The organism is Povalibacter sp., assembly GCF_036520495.1.
In the GTDB taxonomy this organism is placed as follows: Bacteria; Pseudomonadota; Gammaproteobacteria; order Steroidobacterales; family Steroidobacteraceae; genus Steroidobacter.
In genome coordinates this window covers 26,066-45,067 of the sequence record NZ_DATDJO010000024.1, presented here as the reverse complement: position 1 = coordinate 45,067, position 19,002 = coordinate 26,066, and the positions used below count along the sequence as shown (strand labels likewise).

Genomic DNA, 19,002 nt, shown 5'->3' with positions numbered 1-19,002 from the left:
CGGCCGCTCATCCTGTTCATAGCGAGCAGTGATGGCGGTGACGCAAACGCTTCGGGCGCAATTCGTCGCGGCGCCGAGCGCCGGGATGCAGTCTGCCCAGGTGGTCTGGCAGACGCGGCTGCTCGTGTTCACGCCGCTGGTCATGGCGACGTTATTCGCCAAGTTCACCGTGCCGGGCATGGCAGTTCTGGGCATCGGTCTGCTGTTTCCCATGGTGATCCTGGTCGTGATGCTGGGCCTCGCCACCGGGCGACTGCAGCCAGTGCCGATGCGTCTGGCGTTGTTCCTGCTGATGCTGTCGGTGCTGGCGCTGATCCAGATCTGGCGCGGTGAACGGTTTTCGCTGCCGTCGTTTGCCATGATGGCCGCGCTGGGTTTCGCGTATGTGCCCTGTGCCAAACCCGGGACGGTGACGCAGGAAGATGCTCTCAGGTTTTTCTGCAATCTCAGCGCGTTCATTGCCGTCGCAGGCGTGGTCCAGTTTGGCCTGCAATTCATCGGCGGTCAGGCGCTGGCATTCCCGATCGAGACGTATGTACCGGAGGCGATGCGCACTCGCGGCTACAACAACATCACGCCGCTGTACTACGGCGCGAAGATCTTCAAGTCGACGGGCTTCGTCATGCTCGAGCCATCCGTGTTCTGCCAGCTATGCGCGCTCGGCCTCACGGCTGAGCTCGTCTATCAGAACCGGACGCTGCGTATGATCGCTTACGTGGCTGGCATCGTGGTGTCTTACTCGGGCACGGGACTGCTGATCCTGGCCGTCACCTTGCCGTTGCTGGTCGTCCTGTATCAGCGCTGGGACCTGCTCCTGCGGGGTCTGGTGTTGCTGGTCGTGCTCGCATTGCTCGTCGAGCCGCTCAATCTGAATGTGACCATGGGTCGCGCCGGCGAATTTGGCTCCGGCGGATCGAGCGCGTTCATCCGTTTCGTTGGCTGGATGAACCTGTTCGCGGACAAGATCTGGTCGGATCCGGCGCGCGCCCTGTTCGGTTACGGCGCCGGAACGTTCTTTTCCGCTGCCGAGAGTTATCGCGCCGGCGAAATGGCGCACGCCAAGATCTTCTTCGAGTTCGGGGTCGTCGGCGGGGTGCTGTACTTCGTCTTTCTGTTCTACTGCTTCCTGAGCTCACGGGCACCGCTGGCACTGCGCGTTGGTGTGCTGGTTGCGTACTTCATGAACGGCGCGTATTCGCCCTCAGTGACCGGCGTGGCGACGTCCCTGCTGCTATGGCCGGCGTTGCCGGGACTGACGCAGGCACGTCCGCGGCAGCGCGCGGGTGGCGAGGAGGTGGCTCATGGGCGTTGAGCAACCCCGCGCCACAGCGTCGCCGCCGCGCGATCCGGCCATCGACTTCGTCCGCGGCGCCGGCATCCTGATGATCGGCCTCGATCATCTCGAGTTCCTCTGCCAGAAACTGGCGGGCGACGAGTTCATCAACCCCTTCCTCACCTGGATTCGCATCGGCTGGTCGGGCGCCGCGGAATTCTTCGTGTTCTTTTCCGGCTACCTCGCAGGCATCGTCTACCTGAAGACCCTGCAGACGCATGGGGTGGGCATGGCGTGGGCGCGCGCGGCGCAACGCTCCTGGTACATCTACGTGGTGAACCTGTTGACGCTGTGCGCCGTACTGCTGTTGCTGCGTACGCCACTGCTCGCCAGCGCGGCAGTCAATGAAGCCTCACGCCTGAGTGTGCTCATGGGACCCGAAGCGGCGGAGGGGATTGCAGCATTCCTGGGACTGCGCTTCGAGCCGCTGTATTTCGAGATCCTGAGTCTCTACATCGTCCTGTTGCTGCTGGTGCCGGTAGTGATCCTGCTGGCCCGGCGCAGCGCGTGGCTGGTGGTCGCAATTTCCTTTGTGCTCTGGTTGGCCGTGCAGGTGAATGCCAGGCATGAATTTGCACCGCTGCTGAGCGGTACCGGGGATCTCAATCCCCTGGGCTGGCAGTTCGTCTTCGTCCTGGGCCTCCTGGGCGGCATGCATGGGATTTTCCGGCAGCTACGCGCACGGTTCTCGCGCGAGTTACTGGTGATCGTGAGCGGCTCGCTGCTGCTGCTGGCGCTTGTCGTCAAGGCACTCGATCGCAGCGGCTGGTCGCTGCCGTTCGTCGGGCAGCTCGACGTGCCGGGCTACGACAAGCCCAATCTCGGCGTGCTGCAGCTGCTCCACTTCCTGATATCGGTGGTTTTCGTCATGGAGATCGTGCCGCGCAGTGCCGCAGCGCAGGCATCGCTCGTGATGCGTGCCGTGAGCAACGTAGGCCGGCGCTCGCTGGAGTGCTTCTGCATGAGCACCATCCTGGTCTACGTGATGTCCGCGATTCTCTCGCGCAGCCAGGCATTCGATCCATTATCGATGCTTGCCGCCGGCGTGGTCATCGTGGTGGGACTGTGCCTGTTCGCACCGATCATGGACTGGATCAACGCGAAGCCATGGCGCGGGCCGCGTCGCTTCCCCAGAGAAGGCAAACCGCGGTCCGATGTCGACGCGGCGATGGTCAGGAGACCCGTATGACACTGACGCTCGTGATCATCGGTGCTGTGTTTCTGCTGCTGGCGCTGCATCCGTTCACCACGTATCCGATGTCGTTGCTGCTGTTGCGCGCACTGGGCGTGGGCCGTTCGAAGAGCGCGGCCGCTGCGCCCCGACCGGTCAGCTTCGCGATCTGCATGTGTGCTTACAACGAAGAGCGCGTGATCGGGCAGAAGATGCAGAATCTGCTGAGCCTGCGCGAGCGCGAACCGGAATTGCAGATCCTCGTCTATGTCGATGCCTCGAGCGACCGTACCGCCGAGATCCTCAGGCCGTATGCCGATCGGATTTCCCTGCACGTCAGCGAAGAGCGTCACGGCAAGACCTACGGGATGAACCTGCTCTCATCGCGCGCCGATGCCGATGTGCTGGTGTTCACCGACGCCAACGTCATGCTCGATCTCGACTGCCTGGACGATCTGCGCCGTCATTTCATGGATCCGCGCATCGGCTGCGTCTGCGGCAATCTCAACTACGTCAACAGCGGTGCCTCGGTCACTGCGGCGTCGGGCTCGTTGTACTGGCGCTTCGAAGAGGCGTTGAAGCGCCTCGAATCGCAGACGGGCTCGATGATGGGCGCCGACGGATCGATTTTCGCCATCCGTCGCGAACTGCGGCACGTGCCGCCGGACCACATCATCGACGACATGTACGTATCGCTGATGACGCTGATCGACGGGCATCGGGTGATCCAGGCGCGGGATGCGCGGGCCTACGAGGAATCCGTCGCCAAGAGTTCCGAGGAATTCAGTCGCAAGGTGCGCATCGCCTGTCAGGCGTTCAATGTGCACCGGCTGTTGTGGCCGCGTCTGCGTCGCACCGACTGGCTGACACGGTACAAGTATGTGTCCCACAAGCTGCTGCGCTGGCTGAGCATCTTCTTTCTCGCGATTGCCGCGCTGGCGTTCCTGGCGGCGCTGGTCGCGGCGGGATATCCGCTGCTCGCGCTCGCACTGGTCGCGGCTGCCGTCGTAGGCGGTTGCCTGGGGCATTTCTGGTCGATCAAACCGTTCGTCCAGATCATGGATCTTCTGCTTGCGCTGTCAGGTGCTGGCCTCGGGGTCCTGCGTTCGCTGCGTGGCGAACGCTTTCAAACATGGACGCCAGCAAATTCCATCCGAGGAGGTGCCAAATGAAACGACGCACACTGATCGCATCCCTGGTAGCGGCGGGAAGCCTGCCCGCGCTACGTAATCTTGTCGCATCCGAACCGCGGGCGCCGCAGCTGCTCGGCTCAGCCTCGCCCGCGCGGCTGGGCGTATACCTCGGCGCCGGGTGCACCGGCACCGAGCGCTTGCCGGAGTACCAGCGCTGGCTGCAGCGCGATGTGGATCAGACACTGGAGTTCGTGTCCTGGGACGTGCTGAAAGCGGCAGGAACCTGGGGTATCAAGTGCTGGAACACGGCGGGTCAGAAGACCGTCGTGTACTCGCTGCCGATGCTGCCGCCGGATCATTCCGCGAAGCTGTCGGACGGAGCCGCAGGCAAATTCGACGACCTCTTCAGCCGCTACGCCACACAGCTGGTGAAATGGGGTTTTGGCGAATCAGTCATCCGCATCGGCTGGGAATTCAACGCGAACTGGTATACCTGGGATGCCAGCAAGGATCCGCAGTCCTGGATCGCTTACTGGCGACGCATCGTGGAAACGATGCGCAAGACGCCCGGTGCGTCGTTCCAGTACGACTGGTGTCCCGCTGCCGCCGCCAGCGGCTTCGTGGCGGACAAAGCGTATCCGGGCGACGACTACGTCGACATCGTCGGACTGGATTTCTACAACATGCCCATCGGCAAGGACAATTCGCCCGAAGGCCGCTGGGCTGCGCGCATGGAGATGCAGCATGGGCTCAAGTGGCAGCGGGATTTCGCGCACGCACACGGCAAGCCTATTTCGATGCCGGAGTGGGGCACGGGCGTTCACAAGAAGTGGGGCGGCCCGGCGGACGATCCGTATTTCATCGATCGCATGGCGGCGTGGATCAGCGATAACCCGGTCGCCTATCACAACTACTGGGAGTACTGGGCCAAGGACTTCGACACCCGGCTCGCGGGCGGGCGTCAGCCTGAAGCCAGTGCGGCGTACCTGCGTCACTTCGGCGGCAGCGCGGCGCACGGTGCATCAGCTGCGAGCGCGAAAAACGCGTGATTCACGTGCACGCGCCCACGGAAAAAAAGAAGGATTTCAATGCCGCGCTGAACGGCTATCGCGGCCTGTGCGCGGTGCTAGTGTTCGTGTTCCACGTCGGCAGCGCCGGCATCATCCTGTGGCCGTCGGGTTCGCCGGGTGCGGACCTGCTGGGCGCGTTGTGGCATTCGCTGACTTACGGCGTCGAGATGTTCTTCATGATCAGCGGCTTCGTGATCCTGGGAAGCCTGCTGCGTCATCGCAGCATCGCGGCGTTCCTCCAGGACCGCGTGAGCCGGATCTTCTCCGCGTGGGTGCCGGCGCTGTGCGCTGTCACTGCCATGTGCGTGCTGTGGCAGATTCCACCGCTCGAGGATCGCAGCGCCGGCAGCGCGGCGGCACTCTTTCTCGGTAATCTGTTCCTGCTGCCGCCGATCGTACGCTTCCCGATGATCCATCAGGTCTCGTGGAGCCTGAGCTACGAGTGGGTGTTCTACATCACTGCCGCCGTGGGTCTGCTGCTGTACCGCCGCAGCCAGCCGCGTTATGCCCTGATGGCCGTGTGGTTCACACTCGGCGCGCTCTTCATCATGCTGTTTCCGCGCGCGCTGTTCTTTCTCACCGGCATCATCGTCTTCTACTACCGCGACTGGTTCGCGCAGCGCATGCAATGGCTGAAATTTCCGGTGCTCAGCTTGTTCGTCTTTCTGCTGGCCTGGGCGGCGACCGGCGCATTCCTGGCCCATCTGAACGACACCATCTTCGATTTCATTCTCGACGGCAGGATCGTTGCGCTGCTGCTCGCATTCGTCGCCTCGCTGCATCTGTTCGCCAGCGTCACTCTGAATGCGAGCCGGCAGACGCAATTCCTGTGCGGGAGCGTCTTCCAGTTTCTCGGCAACATCAGCTACAGCTTCTATCTGTGGCACACGCTGGTCATGGCGCTGTTCAAGCGCATCGTGCAGGCCTATGTAGTGCCGGAGGTCGGCAGCGGCGTGGGGCTGGCGGTATTCGCCATCAGCTCGCTGCTCGTGGCGCTGCCGGTCTCGTGGATTTCGTGGCGTCTGTTCGAAGTGCGGTTCGCGGCAGCGATGCGCGACTGGTTTCGTCGGCGCGCTGAACTCGGAGGACCCGTACGTGCAACCTGAGTCGATGAAAAGTGCGCACGGGCTGCGAATCCTCTGGATCGCACGTTACATGCCGTATCCCGCCGATGCCGGCGCCAAGGTGTATTCGGCCAAGCTGGCCGAGTCGCTCGCCGCGGCGGGCGCCAGCGTCCGGTTCCTCGGCTTCGGCACAACCGATGCGCTGCCGGAGGAGGCACGACACGTCGAGTGGGTGCCGGTGCCGGGCGAACGCCGCAGCGAATGGCTTGCCCTGTTTTCGCGCCTGCCGAATGGCGCTGCGGTCGATGCGAGCCCGGGATATCGCCGGCTGCTCGAAGAACAGTTGCGCGAACCCTGGGACGCCATCGTGCTCGATACCTACGCCGCGGGCTGGGCGCTCGACCGCTGTCTTGCGCAGCGCTTCAGTACACAACCGCCGCCGGTGCTGGTGCATGTCTCGCACAACCATGAAGGCGCGGTGTGGCGCGATCTGGCTGCCGAATCCAGTGGTTCGTTGCCGCGGCGGCTGGTGGTCTGGCAGAACTCGATCAAGGTTCGCGCTCTGGAAAGGCGCGTCGTGCGCAATGTCGACCTGTTGACGACGATTACCGACGAGGATCGCGCGGCGCTCACGGTCGGCCGCGACGCCCCGCATGCCATTACGCTGACGCCGGGTTATTCCGGTACGGTGGCCGCGCCGCGCCGCATCGATGCGGCGACGCCGCGCCGCGTGGCAATCGTCGGCTCCTTCCATTGGGTGATGAAGCAGGAGAATCTGCGGCGCTTCGTCACGGCCGCCGACGCCGTGTTTGCGCAGAACGATATCCAGCTCGATGTCATCGGCGGTGTGCCGGACAAGCTGCGTGCAGAACTGGCAGCGACTGCGCGTGCCACGACGTTCCATGGATTCGTCGACGATCCCGCCGACTATCTGGCACGGGTGCGCATGGCTATCGTTCCCGAGGTGATCGGTGGTGGTTTCAAACTGAAGTTTCTCGACTATCTGTTCACGCGCGTGCCGATCGCCACCCTGGCCGGCGCAGCGGCAGGACTGCCGGCCGCGCTGAGAGAGCAAATGTTGCTGCGCGACAATCTGGACGCGCTCACCGCGGACATCGTTGCCGACATCGACCAGTTCGAGGTGCTGAACAGCCGCCAGGAACGGGCGTTCGAGCTGGCGCGTTCCCTGTTCCGCTGGCAGGATCGTGGCGCACAGCTGCACCGCGCCATTACCCAGAGTCACCGCCAGCAGCGAGCCAGCGCGGATGATGTTTCCGCCCAGGCACTGAAGCGTCTCAGTGCCTCCACTACTATTAAATGAGGCCATGATGGACGCAGCACAACGAATCGAGCGCGAGCGCGATTTCCACAACCAGCGCTTTGTCGAAAACAACGCGTCGCGGGAATCCCGTACCCGACGTTTCTACGATGCCATCGCCTACGGCTTCGAGGGATTCCGTCAGCGTGTCACCGAGGCCAGCCATGGGCGCTGCGTGCTCGAGTATGGCTGCGGCGCCGAAATCATGGCGTTCGACCTGGCTCAGGTGGCGAAGCAGGTCATCGGTATCGATATTTCCGACGTGGCAATCGCCCAGGCACAACATATTGCAGGTCAGCGTGCGCTGCAGAACGTGAAGTTTTCCGTGGACAACGCCGAGGACATGCGTCTCGCCGACGATAGCGTCGATGTGGTCATCGGCGCTGGCATCGTCCATCATCTCGACATCGAGAAATCCATGCAGGAGCTGCATCGCGTGCTGCGCAAGGGCGGAACCGCGATCTTCGCCGAGCCGCTCGGCCACAACCCGGTGCTCAACTGGGTGCGTAACAAGACGCCCGAGATGCGCACGCCGGACGAACACCCGCTGCTGGCGCGTGATCTGCGGCAGATGGCGCGTGGCTTCGCGTCGTCGAAGGTCGTGTACTTCGGCCTGGTGTCGCCGCTGCTCGGCCTGGTCACCTCGAATGTCAAATCCGATCGACTGCTGACACGCGCGGTGTGGGCAATCGATCGCGCGCTGTGTCGCGTGCCTGGATTGCGACGCTTCGCGTGGTACTGCTACATCGAGCTGCGTGCATGAAGGTACTGTTCGTATCGACGCTCTATGCGCCCAATGAAAAGGGTGGCGCAGAGCGCACCGTACGGATACTGGCAGAGAGCCTGGTAGCGCACGGACACGAAGCGGTGGTGATCAGTCTCGCGCCCGATGGCGTCGCGCGACAGGGCGAGGTCAATGGCGTGCGGACGTACTACGTGCCGCTCGCAAATCTGTTCTGGAAACAATCCGAGGCCGGGCGCAGCCGGCTCGAACGCATGTCGTGGCACTTCATCGATGCCTACAATCCGGTCATGGCGCGTCGTGTGCGCCGGATCCTGCAGCAGGAACGTCCGGACGTCGTGCAGACCGGCAATCTGCAGGGCTTCTCCGTGTCGCTGTGGCGCACGGTACGGCGACTGGACATTCCGCTGGTGCAGATGCTGCATGACTACTACCTCGGCTGTCCGAAATGCACGATGGTGTCCGGTACGCGGAACTGCGCACGTCAGTGCGGTATGTGCCGCGTTTATGCGACGCCGCGCCGCATGTATTCCAATCTGCCTGCCGCCGTCATCAGCCTGAGCCGTCGCATGCTCACGCGCCTGGAGGACACCGGTCTCTTCAGCGAGGTGCGGCACAAGGTCATCATTCACGGCGCCAACAACGCGTGCGTGGTGCCGACCCCGCGCAGCAACAAGCCGTCGGGCAGCCCGATCGTCGTCGGCTATCTCGGCCGCATGGAGAACACCAAGGGCATCGAAGTGCTTCTCGATGCCGTCAAGCGGTTGCCGCCCTCGAAGGTGACCGTGTTGCTGGGTGGTACGGGCGATGAGGCTTACGTCGACGGACTGCGTCGCGCTTATCCGCAGTCGAACGTTGAGTTTCTGGGATTCGTACGGCCCGCTGAATTTCTCGAACGCATCGATCTGCTGGTCGTGCCTTCGGTCTGGGAAGAGCCGCTGGGCCGCGTCATCTACGAAGCGTATGCGCACGGTGTGCCGTCCATCGTCGCCAATGTCGGCGGCATGCCGGAGATCGTCGATGAAGGCCGGACGGGTTTCATCTATCCACCCGCCGACAGCAGCTACCTTGCGGGTCTGCTGCAGCAGCAGCTCGATGCGGGCTGGCGCGGTGCGGATTTCTTCAGCGCCTGTGTCGCACGCAGTGCGGACTTCAGTGTCGATCGGGTATTCGGCGATTATCTGAAAGTCTGGGAGACGGCCATTCGCACGCAAGCGGCTCCGCCTGTCGAGGCCGGCTGTCCACAGGCGCCGCGTGCGTCATCCACATTGTGAATGCACCCGTCGCCTTGCGCGTGCTGATGTTCCCGAAGCAGGACCCGGGCAATCCGTTCGTCCGGCGTTTCGCCACCTGCCTGGAATGCGCTGGCGTGACGGTCGATGATTTCTCCTACGGTCGCGCACTGCGTCGTCGCTATGACGTACTGCACGTGCATTGGCCCGATTCCCATCTCGTCAGCGCCAGCTGGTGGGGCTCGCTCGTCAAGCACCTGCGATTTTCCGCGTTGATCGGCCTGCTGCGACTGCGTGGCACGCGCATCGTGTGGATGGTGCATAACCTCAGCGCGCACGATCAATGTCATCCGCTGTCGCGATGGCTGTTCCCGCGCTGGTTTCCGCGCGCCTGCACGCACGTCATTGCGTTGACACATCATGGACTGGAATCCGCACGTCAGCGCTATCCGGTGCTGGTGAGAAAGCCGACCGCAGTAGTGCCGCATGGCCACTATCGCCATGAGTATCCGGTCGCACCGTCGCGAGCCGACGCGCGCAGACAGCTCGGATTGCAGCCGGACCCGGTGACATTGCTGTTCTTCGGCAACGTGCGCCGCTACAAGAACGTGCCGCGACTGATCGAGATGTTTCGCCGGATGCCAGAGCAGGCGGTGCACCTGGTCATTGCCGGACTACCGGGCCACGGCATCACTGCCGATGAGCTGTCGTCGCTCTGCGACGGCGACGAGCGCATCACTCTGCGCCCGCAGTTCGTGGCGGACGCGGAGGTGCCCACCTACTTTGGCGCAGCGGACGCCATAGTGCTGCCGTTCGACAGCATTCTGAATTCGGGCAGCGTGCTGCTGGGACTGTCTTTCAACCGCGTCGTGCTCGCTCCACGCCTTGGTGCATTGCCGGAAATCCAGGAGCTTGTCGGCTCGCAGTGGCTGCGTCTCTACGACGGGCCGCTCACCACGGAGCATCTGCAGGAAGTGTGTGCAGCGGAATCACTCCCGTCTGATTCCGAGGTCGATCTGTCGGCGTTCGACTGGAACTCAACCGCTGACCGGACGTTGGAGCTGTACCGCGACGGCGCGACGGCGTCCGATGGAACCGTCGTGCACGCACGAGGCGAAGGAGCCTCCTATGAAGAAAACCGCAAACAGTATTCGAAGACGTAAGTTCACGCGCCGCGTGGCGTGCCTGCCCGTGATGTGCGTGTGCGGTGTGGCGGCCGCGGCCGAGGCGCCAACGGCGTCCCAGCCCGTGAAATTCATCCTATCCGATCGTTATACGTACGACGACAATCTGTTCCGGTTGCCCGACGGGCGCGAAGCGGTGTTCGATCCGCTCCTTGGGCCACCGCGCAGTGTCGAAGATCAGATCAATCGTGCTTCCGCCGGTTTGCGGGTGCGGCTCGACGCGTCGCGTCAGGTGTTCCATGCGGACGTGCGCATCGACGACGTGCGTTACAGGAACAATGACGATCTCGATTACACCGGTGGCAGTGCCGACGTTCTGTGGGACTGGCAGGTCGCGAGCGACTGGTCCGGCAGGCTGTTCGCCAAGTACGATCGTTCGCAGGCCAATCTCGAGAACTATCGTTTCTTCGAACAGGACGTGGTCGAGGCGGCCACGTACGGTGGTGAGCTGCGTTATGGGATGTTATCGCGCTGGCGTATCTTTGCCGGTGCTGCTGCCGCAGATACGGATCACAGCGCCCGATTGCGACAGACCGAGAACTTCGAAAGCACCACCGGGCGCGGCGGAGTGGAATACACCACGCCGGCCGGTTCGAGTCTCGCTGCCGAATACCTGATGACCAACGCGGAATTCCCCGAGGCCGAGGCGCTCGCCGGCGCCCCGCGGGGCTACGAGGAAACCATTCCCACCCTGCGCGGACGCTACGTGCTGTCGGTGAAGACGACGTTCACCGCCAGCCTCGGCTATCTCGATCGCGACTACGACAACCCCGCGTCGACCGACTATTCAGGCGAAGTCTGGACCGTCGGCATGTACTGGGAGCCACGCACGAAGCTGTCGTTCGAACTCGAGGCCTGGCACAAGCTGCGTGCGTACGTGGATGCGGAGTCCGACTACTTCGTCGGTGAGGGCGTGAGCATCGCGCCGGTCTGGAAGCCGACCACCATGATCGAGCTCTCGGCCAAGTTCTCGTACGAAAAACAGGACTACGTGGGCAACACGCTGTTCCTGCCCCCGATCGACACCGGTCGTGAGGACACGGTGCAATACGTCCAGGCCGGCATCGAATGGACACCCCGCGACTTCATCAGTCTCGGCCTTGCGTATCGCTGGAATGATCGCGATTCGAACCGCGAATTCCGCAGCTATGGGCAGAATCAATCGAGTGCGCAGATCCGGCTGATGTTCTGAGTTGATAGTGGATAGTTGACAATTGATAGTTCAGAAGGAGAGACAACCAGCTCTTTCAGCTATCCACTTTCCACTTTCAACTATCAACTCGCCCCGCTTATCCGACTGCTTCGACCTGCGGCAACTGCCCCAGCTGCTCCAGCAGTTCGCGATCGGCAGCCACTTCGATGCGTTCGGGCGCGCTCAGCCAGCCCAGTGCCTCACGCAGGCTTTGCGCCTGCATCACTTTTGCCGCAGCCGTCAGTCGATGGGCGTTCGGATGACCGCGCGTTTCATGCGGGCGTGCAAGGTTGTTGGTGATATGCGCGGCGCGCTCGACGGGATGACGTGCGAGATAGCGCAGGCCTTCAGCCGGTAACGGCTCGGCCGCGTGCATGATTTCATCGCGGCGACGCAGGATCCATGGGGTTTCGTGCTCCTCCGGAATGCGGAACAGGCCCACGCGTGAGAACCACTGACCGAGCCGGACGCTGCCGCTGGCCTTCGACAGCGGGATCGCCAGCACCAGCCCCGCGACGGTGGGCGACAGCCAGGCCAGCAGAGTCGGGGACAGCAGGTAGGCGATGACGCCCAGCACGATGCCGATGATGGTGTGCTTCCAGTGATAGTGCGTCGATTCGCGCCACGACATGACCTCGGCCTGGCGACGCTGCGCGATCCATTCCGAATCGCGGCCGGTGAGGATGCTGAAGACGTGTTCGGTCTGGATCAGCATCATGACGGGGGCGTAGAGAGCGGACAGCATCAGTTCGACGACAGCGCTGATCGGCACGCCGAGAAAACCACCGCACTTGCGCCGGATGCTCGGGAACAGCCAGCCGCGCAACAGGCCGATCATCTTCGGCGTCAGCAGCACCAGCATGCTGAACAGGAACAGCATCATCATGCGGCGGGCGTCGAACACCGGCCAGTCGGGGAACAACTGGAATGTCTTGCTGAAATATTCGGGGCGGATCAGCGTGGCCTGCAGGGTCAGTGCGAAGCCGATCAGGATCAGCATCAGCCACAGCGGCGAGGCGAGGTAGCTCATGATGCCGACGCCGAGGTGCAGGCGATTCGTCCACTTGAGGCCGCGGGTGCCGATCAGTTTCAGATGCTGCAGATTGCCCTGTGCCCAGCGTCGATCGCGAACCGCGATGTCCGTGAGCGAGGGCGGGCCTTCTTCCCAGGAGCCTTGCAGATCCGCAGCCATCTGCACTTTCCAGCCGGCGCGGCGAATGTAGGCGGCTTCGATGAAATCGTGCGACAGCACGAAACCACCGAACGGCTTGCGGCCCGGAAGCTGCGGCAGCCCACAGGCCTCGGCGAAGGCGCGCACGCGGATGATCGCGTTGTGACCCCAGTAATTGCCTTCGTTGCCGGACCAGCTCGCCATGCCGCGCGCGATGACGCCACCGTACAGACGGCTGGCGAACTGCTGCAGACGCGCGAAAAAACTCACCTGGCCGATGAGTGCGGGAACCGTTTGCAGAATGCCGAGCTGCGGATCGGCGTGCATGCGTTCGACCAGCGCCAGCAACGTGTCGGGGCTCATGAGACTGTCGGCGTCGAGCACGATCATGTAGTCGTAATGCCCGCCCCAGCGCTTCACGAAGTCTTCGATATTGCCGACCTTGCGACCGATGTTGTGCCAGCGACGGCGATAGCGCACCGGCATGATCGTCGCGAGAGCGCTGCGCAGGCGCTCGGCCGCCAGTGTCTCGGCGATCCAGGCATCCGCGTTCGTGGAGTCCGAGACGATGACGATCTCGAAATGTTTTGCGGCGTCGACAGCGCCGAGTGCTTCGGCCATTGCCTGCAGCGCCGCTGTGGTGCGCAGCGGATCCTCGTTATAGACCGGCATGACCAGCGCCGTGCGGCTGCCGTCGGCGGGAACCGTCGCGAAGCGCGCGCGCGGCGTCAGCAATCCACACAGGGCGGAGCCTGCGGAGAAGGCGATCCACAGCAAGGTGATGGCGAAGAACACGATCATCGCCGCCTGCAGGCTCGTCATGTTGCCGAAGCCGACGATGGCGAGCATCTCGAGCAGGCCATAGCCGAAGATGCCGAGTGTCGCGGCGGCGGCGATCAGTCGCGCCAGCCAGGTGACAGGGCTGGTCTCCAGCGGATGCGAAGGGGGTGCGCGATGGCGGTCCTGCACCGGCATTTCCAACGGTGCTTCGACTGGCATCGCGCCGGACGGGGACAGGAACTTCGCAGTGCCACCGCTCGGTTGTGATGGCGGTGTCAGGTGCCCGTCCATCGATACAACCAGGTCTCGGAAGCGGGGCGATTGCCGCGAAGCAGGCGCACGCGCAACTCGGCAATGGTGGCATCGCCGGGCGCCAGTTCGAACGTGGCGCGTACTCCGCGAGTGGAAGGATTGGGTTGCAGGTTCACGTTGCTGATCTTACCCGCCGAGGTGCCGGCTTCCAGCTTCAGATCCTGGATGCTGCTGACGCCGCCGATGAAATCGATGGCGAACAGACGACGCTTGCCATCCGGGCTCGGTCCGGAGCGGCTCACCGAGGCGCGGCTCAGTGCAGGCATGATGCGCGGACGATCATTCCAGCGCAGCCTGTAGGAGATCTGCCATGGCTTGCCGGCAGGAATGACATCGCGTGGCCGCCAGTACGCAATGATGTTGTCATTGGTTTCGGAATCGGTCGGAATTTCGATCAGCGTCACCGCACCGGGGCCCCAGGCGCCGATCGGCTCGATCCAGGCGCTCGGCCGCCGTTCGTAGCTGGCTTCGAGGTCCTGGTAATCCGTGTAGCGTCGCGAGCGCTGCACCAGGCCGAATCCACGCGGCGCAGTTGCCGTGAAGCTGGACACTTGCAATTGCGTCGGATTGGCGAGCGGCCGCCACAACTGCTCGCCCGTGTCGGTGACGATCTGCAGGCCGTCCGAGTCGTGCACCTCGTCGCGGAAGTCATCGACGCGCGACCGGGTGAGTTCGTCGAAAAAGAACATGGACGTCAGCGGCGCGATGCCAACACTGTCGAGGGCCACTCGCGGGAACAGGGTCACGTTCACATCCATGATGGTTTCGGTGCCCGGCACGATGGCGAACCGGTAGGCACCGGTGACCGATGCGCTCTCGAGCAACGCGTGCACCACCACGCCCGCGGCGTTGGCCGAAGGACGCTCGATCCAGAAATGGGTGAATTGAGGGAATTCCTCACCCGTTGCGCTCGCAGTCTTCAGCGCCAGTCCGCGCGCCGACAAACCGTAGACATTATTCTTGCTGATGGCGCGGAAGTAGGAGGCGCCCTGGAACACGAGGAATTCATCCCAGACTGAGCGCGAATTGATGTGGCCACGCAGGCGGAATCCGGACAACGGCAGGGTCAGGCCCGCGAGCGCTTTTTGCACGGACGGTCCCAGCAGGTAGGTGTCGGGCCCGGGGCGCAGGTCGCGGGCCACACCGCCTTCGACGATCGACACCTTCACAGGCGTCTGAAAAAGAAAACCCGCGGGCAGCAATTCCAGGCGCACGGGCACCTGATCATTGCGCCAGATCGCCGCATCCGGGTTATTGCGGATGTCGCGGTACTGGTCGTAGCTGATCTGGCGCAGCGGCGAAGTGGCGTCGATGCGGCCGGGTGAATGCGACTCGCCGGCCCGGCGTTTTGCGAGCTGTATCACCGTGTCGCGCGCGAACGGATAGCTGTCGACTACTTTGTCGACGGGCTCCTGTCGCGTCGCGGCGACGACGGCGAAACTCAGCGCAGCAACGATCACAAGTGCAGTAGCGGCCCGGTACATGTTCTCTTGGCTTGACGGATACCGGGAGTTCCGGCGGTTGGCTCGGCTATGAATATCTGGAATCAACAGACGAACGCATGTTACCGGATAATGGTTGCGCGATCAGTGGCGGCATTGCTGCCGCTGCGGCGTAGCATCCACGCAGCGTCCGCTGCAATGGTGCCGTTATGTAAGTGAAGCTTTGGTTTCTGTCGAAGACGATGAGAGTGAGGAGGATTCATGCATCTGAAACTGCTGCTGCCGGTTCTGGCGTTGGGGGCGGTGACACCTGCCTATGCGGAATGGACGGGCACGGGGGAGGCTGGTCTGGTGATTTCCAGCGGCAATACCGAGACGGAGACCGCCAACGTCAAAGTCGCCATGGCCCACGAAAAGGACAAATGGAAGAACGCTTTTGGTCTGAACGCGCTGTATGCGTCCGACGATATCGGCACGACGGCGCAACGCTGGGAGGCGCTCACGCAGTCCGACTACAACTTCAGTCCCAAGACATTCTGGTTCGGCGCAGCACGGTATGAAGACGACCGCTTCAGCGGCTTCGACTACCAGGCAACCCTGTCGACCGGTCTGGGCCGCAAGTTCATCGACACCGAACGTACCCAGTTCATCGGCACGGCCGGTGTCGGTTACAAGGTCTTTGAAACCCGTGATGCCTTCGATGACGCCGGCGTGCTGATCGAGGAAGGCGCACGCGAAGATGACATCGTGTTTCGCGGCACGCTCGACTTCGAACACCAGCTTACCGAGAGCACCTCGGTGATCGACAAGTTCATCGTCGAAGCTGGCGCGGACAACACGTTCTATCAGAATGACCTGGCGCTGCAGGTGAAGATGACCGAGATACTGGCGCTCGCCGTCGGCTACTCCGTGCGCCACAACTCCGATCCGCCCGCAGGCTTCAAGAAGACCGACACGCTCACCACCGTGAACCTGGTCTACGAGATCAAGTGACGACACGGTCAGCGCCAGGGCGCTGACAACGTGTCGTCATCCCCGTGACCAACGGGAATCCACCGGCGTAGGCGGGGATCGATCTCTTCAGATGGGTCCCCGCCTTCGCAAAAATGACAACGGTTGTTGTTGCCTCGTCGTTCCCGCGCTCGACGGAATCCATCTTCCGGCCACCGCATCCGCGACATTGACTGCGGGGCGGGGCAGGTGCTGTCATGCGTGAGCGGGGCCGGGCCCTGCAATCCTGCTCGACCGACCTGCTGTGCCAGCCATCGTGGTGACAGCGGATTTCCCGTGCCTGCAATTCGGCGGTGATGAGTGAAAGACCTGACGCAAGGGCCGATTTCCCGACACATCGTCGCCATGGCATTGCCGATCGCCTTCGGCATGATCTTCCAGACGCTCTACTACCTGGTGGATCTCTACTTCGTTGCACGCCTGGGCGATGCAGCGATTGCCGGCGTCGGCGCTGCCGGTAACATCATGTTCATCGTCATCGGACTCACCCAGGTGCTGGGCGTCGGCACGGTGACTCTGATTTCGCACGCGGTCGGCCGCAAGGATCAGGCCGAGGCGAATCTCTTTTTCAATCAGTCGATCGTGCTGTCGGCACTGTGCGCTCTCATCACGTTGATCGGCGGCTACGCGTTGACACGTCCTTACATCACTACAGTTGCTGCGGACGAGGCCACCGTGGCGGCGGGCACGACCTACCTGTACTGGTTCCTGCCGGGCATGGCCATGCAGTTCGCGATGGTCGCCATGAGTTCGGCGTTGCGCGGCACTGGCATCGTGAAGCCCACGATGATTGCGCAGGTCATCACCGTGGTTCTGAACATCATCCTGGCGCCAATACTCATCGTCGGCTGGGGCACGGGTTATCCAATGGGCGTTGCGGGCGCGGGGCTCGCGAGCACGATTGCGATCTTCGGCGCCGTGGTTCTGCTCAGCCTCTATTTCGTGCGGCTGGAAAAATACGTTGGCTTCCAGCCCGAGCAATGGCGGCCGCGCATGGATGCATGGAAGCGCGTGCTGGCAATCGGGTTGCCCACTGGCGGCGAGTTCCTGCTCCTGTTCCTGTTCATGGGCGTCATCTACTGGTGCATCAGCGATTTCGGTGCGGCCGCGCAGGCGGGATTCGGCATCGGTTCGCGGGTCATGCAATCGATCTTCCTGCCTGCAATGGCAGTCGCCTTCGCTGCAGGGCCTATCGCCGGGCAGAACTTCGGCGCCCGCCGGCCGGAGCGCGTGCGCGAGACGTTTCGCAAGACCATCCTGATCAGCACGGCCATCATGATCACGCTGACGGTACTGATTCACTGGAGTCCGGCGCTGCTGGTGCAGGGATTCACCGAAGATCCCGAAGTGCGGACCATCGCCGCGACCTTCCTGACCATCACGTCGTGGTACTTCGTGTCGCAGGGCGTGATCTTCACCTGCTCGAGCATGTTTCAGGGGCTCGGTGATACCCGTCCGGCCTTGCTCAGTACCGGTTCGCGTGTGCTCACCTTCGTCCTGCCGGCGATCTGGATGTCACGCCAGCCGTGGTTCCGGATCGAGCACCTCTGGTATCTGTCGCTGACCACGGTGATTCTCCAGTCGGTGATGAGCTGGATCCTGTTGCAGATTCAATTCCGACGGCGGCTGCCGCCGCAGGCTGAGCCACTCGCTGCATAGATCCAATGGCACTTACTTAGAAGGTTCGAAGATTTCCACGGGGAACACGGGGGAACACGGGGGAACACGGGGATACGCGGGGTGGAAGAATCGTATTCTTGAGCCTTCTCTTGCCCCGTGTCACACCGTGCTCCCCGTGGAAATCCTTCTCCTGAAATTCGAGAATCCCAGGTAAGTGGCATTGTGCATGGGTCACGAACGTCAGAAGGAGGGATGTATGTCGACGGATCTTTTCTCATTGCGCGGACGCACCGCGCTCGTCACGGGTGGATCGCGCGGCATCGGTCGCATGATCGCGAAGGGATTCATCGATCAGGGCGCCCGCGTGTACATCTCCTCGCGCAAGGCTGCCGCCTGCGAACAGACAGCGAAAGAACTTTCGGCAGGCGGCGGTGCTTGTATCGCCCTGCCCGGCGATGCCTCGACGCCGGAAGGCATCCAGGCACTGGTGCAGGCATACGCGCGGCACGAATCGACGCTCGATATCCTGGTGAACAATGCAGGCGCCGCGTGGCTGGCCGAGTTCGATGCCTTTCCCGAGAAGGGCTGGGACAAGGTGATGGATCTCAATCTCAAGACGCCGTTTTTCCTGACTCAATCCCTGGCGCCGGCCTTGCGTGCCGCTGCGTCGGTGCAGCGTCCAGCCAAGGTGATCAATATCGCTTCGATCGACGGCATGTCGGTCAATGCGCAGGAGACGTACTCGTATGCGGCCAGTAAAGCGGGGCTCATTCACCTGACGCGCCGCATGGCGCTACGACTGATCGACGACCACATCGTCGTGTCCGCCATTTCCCCCGGCGCCTTCGCGACGGACATGAACACAACCGCGCGCGATCAGAGTGAATATGTGGCCGGTCGCATTCCCGCTCGCCGGATCGGAACGGATGAGGACATGGCGGGTGCGGCCATCTATCTCGCTTCGCGGGCCGGCGACTATGTGGTCGGAGCGACGCTGGTGGTCGACGGCGGGGTCAATATCGCGCGGGGCTGAGGTGCTGGGCGAAGCAGCAGCAAAGCACGCAAGATTTCACACGGAGATCACGGAGATCACGGAGATCACGCAGGGAGAAGTTCTTCTTTTTCCGTTCTGAGCCTCCGTGTTCTCCGTGTGAACTCTGCTCCAGCTTCTCGAGTTAGTGCCATTGGGCTTCCCCGTGGGGTTCCCTCCGGTCTCAGCCGGACACG

General features: G+C 62.8%; 15 protein-coding genes. 13 read left to right on the top strand and 2 right to left on the bottom strand.

Annotated features, from left to right (window positions below; genetic code table 11):
• Window positions 1-37: 37 nt before the first annotated feature.
• From VIZ63_RS08865 to VIZ63_RS08820, 10 genes are all read left to right on the top strand, one after another.
• Window positions 38-1,312 (top strand): hypothetical protein, encoded by a 1,275-nt coding sequence (locus VIZ63_RS08865; RefSeq protein ID WP_331609205.1) that lies wholly within the window; start codon window positions 38-40, stop codon window positions 1,310-1,312.
• A complete protein-coding gene (opgC, locus tag VIZ63_RS08860; protein ID WP_331609204.1) occupies window positions 1,302-2,522 on the top strand; it encodes an OpgC domain-containing protein in 1,221 nt (406 codons plus the stop codon). Before VIZ63_RS08865 ends, opgC begins: the two co-directional genes overlap by 11 nt.
• Window positions 2,519-3,676: a glycosyltransferase gene (locus VIZ63_RS08855; protein WP_331609203.1), complete on the top strand. Its 1,158-nt coding sequence runs from the start codon at window positions 2,519-2,521 to the stop codon at window positions 3,674-3,676. Before opgC ends, VIZ63_RS08855 begins: the two co-directional genes overlap by 4 nt.
• Window positions 3,673-4,686 carry a glycoside hydrolase family 26 protein gene (locus tag VIZ63_RS08850; protein ID WP_331609202.1) on the top strand — a complete coding sequence of 338 codons (1,014 nt, stop codon included), beginning with the start codon at window positions 3,673-3,675 and terminating at the stop codon, window positions 4,684-4,686. The genes VIZ63_RS08855 and VIZ63_RS08850 overlap by 4 nt, the downstream gene beginning before the upstream one ends.
• Window positions 4,683-5,813 carry an acyltransferase gene (locus tag VIZ63_RS08845; protein ID WP_331609201.1) on the top strand — a complete coding sequence of 377 codons (1,131 nt, stop codon included), beginning with the start codon at window positions 4,683-4,685 and terminating at the stop codon, window positions 5,811-5,813. The genes VIZ63_RS08850 and VIZ63_RS08845 overlap by 4 nt, the downstream gene beginning before the upstream one ends.
• A 4-nt stretch (window positions 5,814-5,817) precedes the next feature.
• On the top strand, window positions 5,818-7,092 hold the full coding sequence (locus VIZ63_RS08840) for a glycosyltransferase (RefSeq protein WP_331609200.1): 1,275 nt from the start codon (window positions 5,818-5,820) through the stop codon (window positions 7,090-7,092).
• Between the two features lie 4 nt (window positions 7,093-7,096).
• A complete protein-coding gene (locus tag VIZ63_RS08835; protein WP_331609199.1) occupies window positions 7,097-7,852 on the top strand; it encodes a class I SAM-dependent methyltransferase in 756 nt (251 codons plus the stop codon).
• Window positions 7,849-9,105: a glycosyltransferase family 4 protein gene (locus tag VIZ63_RS08830; protein WP_331609198.1), complete on the top strand. Its 1,257-nt coding sequence runs from the start codon at window positions 7,849-7,851 to the stop codon at window positions 9,103-9,105. The genes VIZ63_RS08835 and VIZ63_RS08830 overlap by 4 nt, the downstream gene beginning before the upstream one ends.
• A complete protein-coding gene (locus VIZ63_RS08825) occupies window positions 9,102-10,226 on the top strand; it encodes a glycosyltransferase family 4 protein (protein ID WP_331609197.1) in 1,125 nt (374 codons plus the stop codon). The genes VIZ63_RS08830 and VIZ63_RS08825 overlap by 4 nt, the downstream gene beginning before the upstream one ends.
• Window positions 10,227-10,311: 85 nt before the next feature.
• A complete protein-coding gene (locus VIZ63_RS08820) occupies window positions 10,312-11,439 on the top strand; it encodes an outer membrane beta-barrel protein (RefSeq protein ID WP_331609196.1) in 1,128 nt (375 codons plus the stop codon).
• Window positions 11,440-11,536: 97 nt separating this feature from the next.
• Here the strand turns inward: VIZ63_RS08820 and mdoH are convergent, their stop codons facing one another.
• Together mdoH and VIZ63_RS08810 are read right to left on the bottom strand one after the other, a co-directional pair.
• Complete coding sequence (gene mdoH / locus VIZ63_RS08815; RefSeq protein ID WP_331609195.1) at window positions 11,537-13,681, bottom strand: glucans biosynthesis glucosyltransferase MdoH; 2,145 nt, start codon at window positions 13,679-13,681, stop codon at window positions 11,537-11,539.
• Window positions 13,666-15,186: a glucan biosynthesis protein G gene (locus VIZ63_RS08810; protein ID WP_331609194.1), complete on the bottom strand. Its 1,521-nt coding sequence runs from the start codon at window positions 15,184-15,186 to the stop codon at window positions 13,666-13,668. Before VIZ63_RS08810 ends, mdoH begins: the two co-directional genes overlap by 16 nt.
• A 219-nt stretch (window positions 15,187-15,405) precedes the next feature.
• On the opposite strand from VIZ63_RS08810, the gene VIZ63_RS08805 reads away from it, so the two are divergent.
• The 3 genes from VIZ63_RS08805 to VIZ63_RS08795 all read left to right on the top strand — a co-directional run bounded on the left by VIZ63_RS08805 (window position 15,406) and on the right by VIZ63_RS08795 (window position 18,808).
• Window positions 15,406-16,137 carry a DUF481 domain-containing protein gene (locus VIZ63_RS08805; protein ID WP_331609193.1) on the top strand — a complete coding sequence of 244 codons (732 nt, stop codon included), beginning with the start codon at window positions 15,406-15,408 and terminating at the stop codon, window positions 16,135-16,137.
• A 318-nt stretch (window positions 16,138-16,455) separates the two neighbouring features.
• Entirely contained in the window at window positions 16,456-17,814 is a 1,359-nt protein-coding gene (locus VIZ63_RS08800; protein ID WP_331609192.1) for an MATE family efflux transporter, read from the top strand.
• Window positions 17,815-18,031: 217 nt separating this feature from the next.
• Window positions 18,032-18,808 (top strand): SDR family oxidoreductase, encoded by a 777-nt coding sequence (locus tag VIZ63_RS08795; RefSeq protein WP_331609191.1) that lies wholly within the window; start codon window positions 18,032-18,034, stop codon window positions 18,806-18,808.
• Window positions 18,809-19,002 lie beyond the last annotated feature (194 nt).

Excerpts from the sequence above, each read along its gene's own strand:
- opgC (WP_331609204.1), top strand. The coding sequence starts at position 1,302 with ATGGGCGTTGAGCAACCCCGCGCCACAGCGTCGCCGCCGCGCGATCCG.
- VIZ63_RS08855 (WP_331609203.1), top strand. The coding sequence starts at position 2,519 with ATGACACTGACGCTCGTGATCATCGGTGCTGTGTTTCTGCTGCTGGCG.
- VIZ63_RS08850 (WP_331609202.1), top strand. The coding sequence starts at position 3,673 with ATGAAACGACGCACACTGATCGCATCCCTGGTAGCGGCGGGAAGCCTG.
- VIZ63_RS08840 (WP_331609200.1), top strand. The coding sequence starts at position 5,818 with ATGAAAAGTGCGCACGGGCTGCGAATCCTCTGGATCGCACGTTACATG.
- VIZ63_RS08835 (WP_331609199.1), top strand. The coding sequence starts at position 7,097 with ATGATGGACGCAGCACAACGAATCGAGCGCGAGCGCGATTTCCACAAC.
- VIZ63_RS08830 (WP_331609198.1), top strand. The coding sequence starts at position 7,849 with ATGAAGGTACTGTTCGTATCGACGCTCTATGCGCCCAATGAAAAGGGT.
- mdoH (WP_331609195.1), bottom strand. The coding sequence starts at position 13,681 with ATGGACGGGCACCTGACACCGCCATCACAACCGAGCGGTGGCACTGCG.
- VIZ63_RS08810 (WP_331609194.1), bottom strand. The coding sequence starts at position 15,186 with ATGTACCGGGCCGCTACTGCACTTGTGATCGTTGCTGCGCTGAGTTTC.
- VIZ63_RS08805 (WP_331609193.1), top strand. The coding sequence starts at position 15,406 with ATGCATCTGAAACTGCTGCTGCCGGTTCTGGCGTTGGGGGCGGTGACA.
- VIZ63_RS08795 (WP_331609191.1), top strand. The coding sequence starts at position 18,032 with ATGTCGACGGATCTTTTCTCATTGCGCGGACGCACCGCGCTCGTCACG.